1 protein-coding gene is annotated in these 446 nt (G+C 57.8%); it reads right to left on the reverse strand.

Annotated features, from left to right (window positions below; genetic code table 11):
* Positions 1-446: RHS repeat domain-containing protein (locus tag HX783_RS29390; RefSeq protein ID WP_177019199.1), on the reverse strand; the 446-nt coding region annotated here is incomplete at both ends.

Below are 446 nucleotides of genomic sequence, written 5' to 3' on the forward strand. Positions count from 1 at the left end.
GGATTGTAGTAGCGGTGGCGGTTGTAGTGCAGCCCGCTTTCCGGGTCGAAGTATTGGCCTTGGAAGCGTAGCGGGTTGTCGATCTTGTTTATGTCGAGGCGGCTGATTTGGCCGTAGGCGCGGTAATGCGCGGACCAGACGATTTCGCCGTCGGGCGCGGTGAGTTCCTGCGGTGTGCCGAGGTGGTCGAGTTGGTAGTGGAAGGGCTGGGTGTCTTGAGGGCCAAAACCTTCCAACAGTACTAAGGGCCGAAAGCTGTCCGGCTCGTAGATGTAGCTGCGATGACGATCGGCGTGATGCTCCGCAACCAGCTTGTCGCCTTGCCAGAAAAACTCAGTGGTTATCCCATCAACGGTTTTGCTGATCCGCCGACCAAATGGGTCATAGCGGTAGCTGGCGGTTTGCCCGTTAGGTTGAGTAACGCCGATCAACCGATGCTGGCAGTC

It is taken from the genome of Pseudomonas sp. D2002, from assembly GCF_013385735.1.
GTDB lineage: Bacteria > Pseudomonadota > Gammaproteobacteria > Pseudomonadales > Pseudomonadaceae > Aquipseudomonas.